1 protein-coding gene is annotated in these 416 nt (G+C 65.6%); it reads right to left on the bottom strand.

The annotated features are described in order from the left end of the window. Positions 1 to 222: 222 nt before the first annotated feature. The coding region (locus AB4Y92_RS26095) for an FCD domain-containing protein (protein WP_441822262.1) at positions 223 to 416 on the bottom strand (194 nt) is incomplete at its 5' end.

The following is a 416-nucleotide window of genomic DNA, read 5'->3' as shown; positions in this document are numbered from 1 at the left end:
ATGACAGCCTGACCGTCGGTGCCGCGATGTGGGCCCGGCTCGTCGAGCGCTATCTCCAGGCCGCGACGCGCTGAGCCGCTTGCACGTGCCGCGCGAGGCACGGCCGCGGGTCGAATTTCGCGACGATCCTGTTTCGGTCGATTGTCTGGCCGCGATGCCGCGGCCAGCTGCGCCAACTCGGATCAAACCAACTCCTGGCGAGGGCTCGCCCGCGGTCACCACTCAATAGGCCGCGCCGGACTCCATGAGGCGGCTGATCCGGATCAGCTTGGCGTTCGTCACATGAGCGCGAGCAGCTGCCTCGGCGGCATCAAGATCACGCTCCTTGATGGCCTTGATGATTGCCAGATGCTCCTGCGTGACCTCCTCGAGCCTGCCTTCCTTCTCGAAAGTGGTGCCCGAGAGCAGCGCAATCG

It is taken from the genome of Lysobacter sp. TAB13 (assembly GCF_052113885.1).
GTDB lineage: Bacteria > Pseudomonadota > Gammaproteobacteria > Xanthomonadales > Xanthomonadaceae > Lysobacter > Lysobacter gummosus.
This window is presented reverse-complemented; position numbering and strand designations above follow the sequence as displayed.